Source organism: Moraxella sp. CTOTU49803, assembly GCF_032097965.1.
GTDB lineage: Bacteria > Pseudomonadota > Gammaproteobacteria > Pseudomonadales > Moraxellaceae > Faucicola > Faucicola tetraodonis.
In genome coordinates this window covers 153,242-160,505 of the sequence record NZ_DAMCJP010000004.1, presented here as the reverse complement: position 1 = coordinate 160,505, position 7,264 = coordinate 153,242, and the positions used below count along the sequence as shown (strand labels likewise).

At 41.7% G+C, this 7,264-nt stretch carries 7 protein-coding genes; 1 reads left to right on the top strand and 6 read right to left on the bottom strand.

The window, feature by feature from the left end; all coding sequences use genetic code 11:
- From RT422_RS07065 to RT422_RS07055, 3 genes are all read right to left on the bottom strand, one after another.
- Positions 1-1,037, bottom strand: a 1,037-nt coding sequence (locus RT422_RS07065; RefSeq protein WP_313421767.1) for a transposase, incomplete at its 3' end; no start/stop codon positions are given.
- Positions 1,038-1,153: 116 nt separating this feature from the next.
- Positions 1,154-1,666: an META domain-containing protein gene (locus RT422_RS07060; RefSeq protein ID WP_313421765.1), complete on the bottom strand. Its 513-nt coding sequence runs from the start codon at positions 1,664-1,666 to the stop codon at positions 1,154-1,156.
- 94 nt (positions 1,667-1,760) lie between these two features.
- Positions 1,761-2,387: a GNAT family N-acetyltransferase gene (locus tag RT422_RS07055; protein WP_313421764.1), complete on the bottom strand. Its 627-nt coding sequence runs from the start codon at positions 2,385-2,387 to the stop codon at positions 1,761-1,763.
- A gap of 316 nt (positions 2,388-2,703) precedes the next feature.
- On the opposite strand from RT422_RS07055, the gene truD reads away from it, so the two are divergent.
- A complete protein-coding gene (gene truD / locus RT422_RS07050) occupies positions 2,704-3,792 on the top strand; it encodes a tRNA pseudouridine(13) synthase TruD (protein ID WP_312536444.1) in 1,089 nt (362 codons plus the stop codon).
- Here the strand turns inward: truD and RT422_RS07045 are convergent.
- The 3 genes from RT422_RS07045 to RT422_RS07035 all read right to left on the bottom strand — a co-directional run bounded on the left by RT422_RS07045 (position 3,787) and on the right by RT422_RS07035 (position 7,155).
- A complete protein-coding gene (locus RT422_RS07045) occupies positions 3,787-5,136 on the bottom strand; it encodes a diguanylate cyclase domain-containing protein (protein WP_313421763.1) in 1,350 nt (449 codons plus the stop codon). The genes truD and RT422_RS07045 overlap by 6 nt on opposite strands.
- 343 nt (positions 5,137-5,479) lie before the next feature.
- Complete coding sequence (locus RT422_RS07040) at positions 5,480-6,004, bottom strand: C40 family peptidase (protein WP_007117192.1); 525 nt, start codon at positions 6,002-6,004, stop codon at positions 5,480-5,482.
- 425 nt (positions 6,005-6,429) lie between these two features.
- On the bottom strand, positions 6,430-7,155 hold the full coding sequence (locus RT422_RS07035; RefSeq protein ID WP_050324738.1) for a YggS family pyridoxal phosphate-dependent enzyme: 726 nt from the start codon (positions 7,153-7,155) through the stop codon (positions 6,430-6,432).
- Between the last annotated feature and the right edge of the window lie 109 nt (positions 7,156-7,264).

The following is a 7,264-nucleotide window of genomic DNA, read 5'->3' as shown; positions in this document are numbered from 1 at the left end:
ATATCTCTATCATGCCGTGTGTCACACTTTACACAAGTCCATTCTCTTATTCGCAAACCTGCTCTACCGCTCAAGCTACTGGACATATCGCCACAGCACGAGCAAGTTTGGGTAGTGTATCGTTCATTCACGATTTCAAAACGGCAACCTGCGTTCTCGCATTTATAGGTCAGTTGCCTTTTGAGTTCAAACCAACCTGCATCGTAAACCGACTTGGCTAGTTTGCCTTTTTTACTGTTAAACTGGGTGGTTTTAACGTCACCAACCACGATTAGGGCATTGTCCTTGACTAATTGGGTGGTGAATTTATGTATCAGGTCTTGGCGTGTGTTTTTGATTTTGGCATGGATTGCCTTTACATGCTGTTTGTTTTTGGCACGTTGGGCGGTGGCTAAATCTTTGGCATATTTTAACGTTTGCTTAATGGTGAGTTTGTCACCGCTTGAGGTAGTGGCACTGTCTTTTAAGCCCAAATCTATGCCAACGCTACCAGTTCCACAAGTGGTTTTAGGGTAGTCTTTAACGGTGATACACGCATACCAACGGTTACGGCTGTCTTGCACAATCTCGCAGGTGTTGATTTGGTAAAGCGATAGGTTGTAGCTGTCCCATAGGTCGATGATGAGTTTCTGCCCTTTGGCTAGACTTAGTTGCAGGGTTGATTTTAAGCCCTTTTTGCCTGTTTGGTGAGTGGCAATATGCTTAATAGCCGATTGTTTAAACGGTAGCCAGCCAAGCGATTTACGCTTGGCATTGGGGTTATTGGTTCGCCAGTTGAGTTTAGCCTTTTTGAATTGCTTACGGCTTTTAGCATGGGTTTCATTGATGGCTTGAATGGTTTGAGAGTGCAAGCCCAGTAATTCACCGCTACCTTTGGTGTATTCGTTCAAATCATAAGCTGAAAAGAATTTGCCTGTTTTTTGTAGATGTTTGTAACTCAAGTCATTGACGTAGTTCCATACGAAATTGACTGAACCGCTTAACTTATTAAGCTTTGCTGTATGTTTATCTCGTATGCGTAGCTTGAGTGTTTTCATGGGGTTATTTTAGCAAAATTTATGCAAGTATTATAGCGTGTAAGCATAGTTGCTTAAGTTGCCTTATATCCATTGCCTGAGGTCGGTGGTTTTACGGCAACGGAGGATAAAAACCATTATTTGGCAATCGCTTTAAATAGACTGATTTGGCTATTATCGGTTACCGTCAACATCGGTGTGCCTTTGCTATCTTGGGTCAGTTTAAATTGCCCTTTTAGTGTGGATGGTGCAGCGGCATCAAATGCCATGCGCGATTCTGGCATACACATCATGCGTGTGGAAACGATATTTTTTATCAATACATTGGCATCGGTCAGGCTATAATTGCCCCACATACGATTGCAGGTGTTGTCAAAGCTGACACGACCTTTATCAAAGTCGACCAACAGTGGTTTGGCTTGGTTAAATAATTCAAGTTTAGTGGGTTTACCTGCCAAATCAGTCACCGAGACCAATTGCCAGCGATAATTTTGCAACGTGGCATCGGCTAACGGTAAGGTGACCGCTTGGGTCGGGTTCACGACCCTTGAGTTATTATCCGCTATGGTTTGACAGCCTGTCATTGCCAGCGTTCCTGCTATCAAGCAACTTAGCGCTAGTGAGTAGATTTTGGCACATCTTTTCATCATGATTTCCTTTTGTTTAAAATTATTGTGTAAAAAATTATTGCAACCATTATATAAAATACCCTTAAAACTTTATTGCTCAGCATGACGATTATTGTTATTCGATTGTATTACTAGATTTGATGGACGCTTCATTTGCTTGAATGGGTTTTTGCAAAAACTCTAAAAATACATCATCGCGTTTGGGGTCGCCATTGTTGCCGTCTCTTGGAAATGCCATCTTCTCTCCTGTCAGTAGATAACCGCGGCGCTGATAATAACGTAACAGCTCTGGTCGATGACTTAAAATCGACATGGATAAATGGGTTAAAGGTAAATGGGTTAAGTTTTTGGCGTGGGCGTGTCTGATAGCAAACGTTTCTACCGCAGACAACATCGTGTCGCCAATGCCTCTACCTTGCACAGCAGGATGAACCGCAAAAGTGCCAATATACGCCGCTGGCTGATGATTAATGGGTGAGAAATCCACAGAAATACACCCGAGCAAATCATCGCTATCGTGCGGATTTTCAAACACGAACAGATAAATGTTGGGATTGTCTATCAGGGCTGTCATTTCCTTGTGCGTGGTACGAATCCCACCAATTAAAGCAGCTTCATTGGTCCAGCCTTCATCTGAGCGGTAACAGCGATTGAGCAAAGTTACCAAATTTTCGACGTCTTGTTGCGTGGCAACGCGTAATTGCACGGCGTTTTTATCGATATTGCTATCAGGGTTTTTCATGTTTTTTCTCTTTTTATGCTCACATTCCCTAAACATAGGGTGCGTTAAACATTTTGCCAAGTCAGCTGACCGATTTTGCCACCCAATGCACCTAAATTAACCAACATACCTAACTTAGCAAGCACTACTTTATTGTCTATTACTTTGGCATTCAAGCCGTATTTGACGTCATTGTTGTTGCCGTCATATTTTTAACCTATTAGCATAAGACAATAAAGCATGGTTATAATAAAGCGCTGCTGTAATCGAATCTGTAATCGAGATGGTTTATCAATCATCCATTTGTTAAAATAAACCTTTTGCAAGTAACCCTAGCATGCCAAAACTGCCTTCACCCTATACCCCTGCGATTGAGTCCGCTATTTATAAACAACAACCCACTGATTTTATTGTCCATGAAAAACTTGGCATTGAATGCAGCCATACAGGCGAACATCTTTGGCTTCATATTCAAAAAACCCGTATGAATACCAATTTTGTGGCAAAGTTGCTGTCACAATGGGCAGGCATCCCACTCAAGGATGTAGGATATTCGGGGCTCAAAGATCGTCATGCGCTGACGACGCAGTGGTTTAGTCTTCGCTTGCCAAAAAAAATTGCCCCTGAACAAAACTTTGAGCAATTTGTCCAGACCAAATTAGCTAGCGATGAAACGCTAGAAATACTGGCACAGCATTGGCATCACAAAAAACTGGGGCGCGGTACTCATCAGGCCAATCAGTTTATCATCACCTTACGCAATGTGGTGGGTGAGAAAGCCGCCATCGAGCAACAACTTGCGACTATCAAAACACAAGGTGTTCCCAATTATTTTGGCGAGCAGCGCTTTGGGCAAGATGCCAATAATACTGATGCCGCTATCGAACTATTCACCCATCATACAATTAGGGGCAAAAAAATTCATCGCAAATTTGACCAAGATAAAATCAGTCTGTATCTGTCGGCAGCGCGTAGTGAATTATTCAATGCCATCTTGGCAAAACGTATCGCATTGGGCATTTGGAACCAACCGCTTGATGGTGATGTGATGAATTTGGCGGGTTCAAACAGTATTTTTGTGGCACAGCATATAGATGAAACCATGCTATCAAGGCTACAAAGTGGTGATATCCATTTGACTGCACCGATGTGGGGCGCAGGTGAGTTAAAAAGCAGTGGTAAGGTTAACGCATTAGAACTATCAGTCATCACTGACAATCCCATTTATCAGCAGCTAAGTCAAGGTCTGATTGAGTTTGGTTTAAAGCAGCAGCGCCGCTCCCTGCGTATGTTGCCCCGTAACTTGCAATGGGTTTGGCAAGACGGTGAGACATTGGTGTTAGATTTTGAATTACCGGCAGGCAGTTTTGCGACGACGATGATTGATACGCTTGTTGCAAGCTCGGTACTCACCACTGAGTTATGACGGCTGATGGATTTGCGTCATCAGTAAATAACATTGACCTTTGACCACACAGTTGCGACCATTGGCTTTGGCTTGCTGCATTGCCAAATCGGAGAATTTGATAATGCGCTCAAGGGCAGGCGGCAGTGCAGGCATGGTTGGTAAACTATGCATATACTCGCGCATATATTCGATAAAACCGCGATTATCAATCGCACGCTCGCTATCTCTCCCATGATTTTGATAAAGGCTGGCAATACCTAAGCTTGCGGTAAATTGAATTTCTGTATCAAAGATGCCATATCTCACCACTTGCTTTTCAAAAGCCTGGCGCAGCTGCTCTGCCATATCGTAGGCTTGCTCAATCCCCATATTTGGCAAGATGATGCAAAATTCTTCCCCACCCACGCGTCCAAACATCGTCCCTGTCGGTAAGAAGTTTTTTAAGGTATTCGCGGTACAAATCAACGTCGCATCACCCGCATCATGACCATATTTGTCATTGATATGTTTAAATTTGTCCAAATCAATATAAATCACACTAAGCGTGTTCCAATCGCTTTTACATTGCCATAAATAACTCAAAAAACTATAAATGGTACGCCGATTGGCAATATTAGTGAGTGCATCGGCTTCTAGCAAATCATAAATTTTGCGGCGCTGAAAACTCATGACTTTCATGCCCTGCAAAATACAATACAGTGTGACCGTTGCCTTGGCGGTTACCAAAAAGCTAAAAGATAATCCCCAAAGCCAATGACTACGCGCTGCTAAGCTTGGATACAACCTAGGCAACAATTGCCACCAGTTCATGCTATTACTCATATTAAAAATAAATAACGCAACAATACAACTGACAAACGACACCCAGACGAGTCGCCATCTTAATAGCACCATGCCAAGACCGGTGGCACTAATCAGCATTACGCCTTCAAGCGCACTGTTGTTACCAATCCAAACCATAAAAAGATTTTCATAAATCAAATAGATGATTACAAAAAATATTTGGTACTCCCGCCAAAGTCTTGACTGTTCAGGAATGCGGGTGATGACCCATAGCGAATACCCGCAAAACAACATCATCGCCAGTCCCAAATAGTTAACATTGATCATCAAGCTGCGATTAAAGATTTGGTTGAACTTGTGCGCAAAAGGAAAGATATCTATAGGCAATGTGATGACAAGAACTGTCGCATACCAAATCAAATGAAAAAATGTCTCAACCAACGCCAATATAATAAACAACATGAATTTATTGGTATTGTTGACTCTTGGCGAATTGATATATAGCGAAGGTTTAAAGCTAAAAAATTTTAGCGTTTGCTGCAATTGTTCTTTAAAGCTTGGCAGGGCGGTTTGGGTCATAGGATTATTGCAAAATCAATAAATCTATTAAAAAAGGGCGTTACGCATTAAACAAATCAAGCCGGTTATGTCAGTCATTGATTAGTTTTAGTCGTTTGCATTTAACTTACCCTAAAGATTATATAAGGTATTGTTGCTTCATTCTAATACTTTATTAATAACCAATGGGTAAATGTTTAATTTTTTTTAATGAGGCTTGACTTATCTATTTTTATCAAAATTTCCTCGACCAAATAAAAAAGGTAAGCCTAAGCTTACCTTAATCTACAGTTTACAGCATTTTAACTTGATTGGTTGATTTAACCTGATTGTTTAACATTCATCGTGACGTTGTCAATTGAACTTAAGCGTCCAAGACACGACGTGCTGTCACGAATTTATTTGCCCAATAGCCAGAATCTAAACTTGTAATAGAAATACTTTTGCCGGTTGATGGTGAATGAATAAAACGACCTTCACCGATGTACATGCCCACATGAGAGATACGACCACCACCTTGAGAGAAAAACACCATATCGCCTGGCTTTAACTCATTACGGCTAATACGTTCACCCACTTGCGCCATGCTGCTTGAGGTACGTGGCAGATTGATGTTAGCGGTTTGTTTATAAACATATTGCATAAAGCCGCTACAGTCAAAACCACTCGTTGGGCTGGTACCACCAAAACGATATGGCAAGCCGATAAAGTTTTTGGCTTTTGCAATGAGACTATCTACTTTTGAGCCACCCTCTGGGTTTTCAGAAACGCTTGAGTTAAAGCTACCAAAATATTCTGTGATACCATTGTCGGCATTGGCAGCGGTTGGGGCTACGCTTAACAAGACACAAGGTAGAGCGGTTAATAAAGTTTTTTGAAGAAAGTTCATAGGGCTTTAATCCGTTCAGAACTTTTATCCGTATATGGGCTATATCACAATTGATTGCTAAATGCTAAAAAGTTGATATACGGATAAAAATTACATAACTATTGTACTGGTTACATTCTGTAAAACAACGCCATCATACCAATAAAGTTTTTTGAATGTAGATATCTTTTTTCCATAAAATGTTAAAAAATATTACAATGTAAGCTAATTTGCTTACAGAAAGCCTATAGAAAGTATACAGCAATAATTGTGTAAGAAAATCGTTGATTTAACACACCATTGGGTTAAATCAACGCCTATTACTCTGTATTTATTTTGGTGTCATGTAAAAAAAGCAGGGTCAATATGTAACTGACCCTGCGTCATCGTTGAGTAAAAAATGATAAAAATTGTCAAATTGCTGTCTTTTTACCCCGTCATTCGCACTAATCTCTCGCCCCAAAAATGGCGGTGCCAATACGAACGATGGTGGCGCCCGCGGCAATGGCTTGCTCAATATCGCCGCTCATGCCCATTGACAAAGTATCCCACTGCTCAGGATGCGCATGATATCGCTTGTTTTGCTCAAATAATTGCTGGGTTTTGACAAAGGCAGCGGTTGAGTTTTTGGCGGGGATAATCATCAGTCCGCGTAATTGCAAGTTGGGTAATTGGCTAATCTCTGTCACCAATTCGGGTAACTGGTCCGGCTGGCAACCTGATTTACTGGCTTCATCGTCAATATTGACTTCGATACAGATATTGAGTGGTGGGTGGTGTTCAGCCCTTTGCTCATTGAGACGCTGGGCAATAATTAAGCGATCGACCCCATGCACCCAATCAAAATGCGCTGCCAACTCTTTGGTCTTGTTACGCTGGATATGACCGATATAATGCCACACCAATGGCTGCTCGTTGGCAGTAACGTCTTTGAGTGCGGCGATTTTTGTCACCGCTTCTTGCACATAGTTTTCACCAAAATCTTGCTGACCTTGCTGCGCTAAGGTGCGAATCATCCAGTTGGGTTTGGTTTTGGATACCGCAAGCAGTTTGACAGTTGGATTGAGTCTTGCAACGTCAGTTTTCACCTGTTGCCAACGCGCTATCAAGGCTTGGTTTTCAGCATCTGTTGCGCTTGTCGCCAATGGCTGTTGTTCATCGAATGTTTGCATGGTTAACTTTTCCTGTTGATAGGGGGTTGGCTGACTATTTGCGAGTTAAGATAATGTTTTTGGTTTTTTCGCACTGGTGCCGCTGATTTTTAAATTTAAGTTTAGCATA

Coding starts and splice junctions, on each gene's coding strand:
- RT422_RS07060 (WP_313421765.1), bottom strand. CDS start 1,666: ATGATGAAAAGATGTGCCAAAATCTACTCACTAGCGCTAAGTTGCTTG.
- RT422_RS07055 (WP_313421764.1), bottom strand. CDS start 2,387: ATGAAAAACCCTGATAGCAATATCGATAAAAACGCCGTGCAATTACGC.
- truD (WP_312536444.1), top strand. CDS start 2,704: ATGCCAAAACTGCCTTCACCCTATACCCCTGCGATTGAGTCCGCTATT.
- RT422_RS07045 (WP_313421763.1), bottom strand. CDS start 5,136: ATGACCCAAACCGCCCTGCCAAGCTTTAAAGAACAATTGCAGCAAACG.
- RT422_RS07040 (WP_007117192.1), bottom strand. CDS start 6,004: ATGAACTTTCTTCAAAAAACTTTATTAACCGCTCTACCTTGTGTCTTG.
- RT422_RS07035 (WP_050324738.1), bottom strand. CDS start 7,155: ATGCAAACATTCGATGAACAACAGCCATTGGCGACAAGCGCAACAGAT.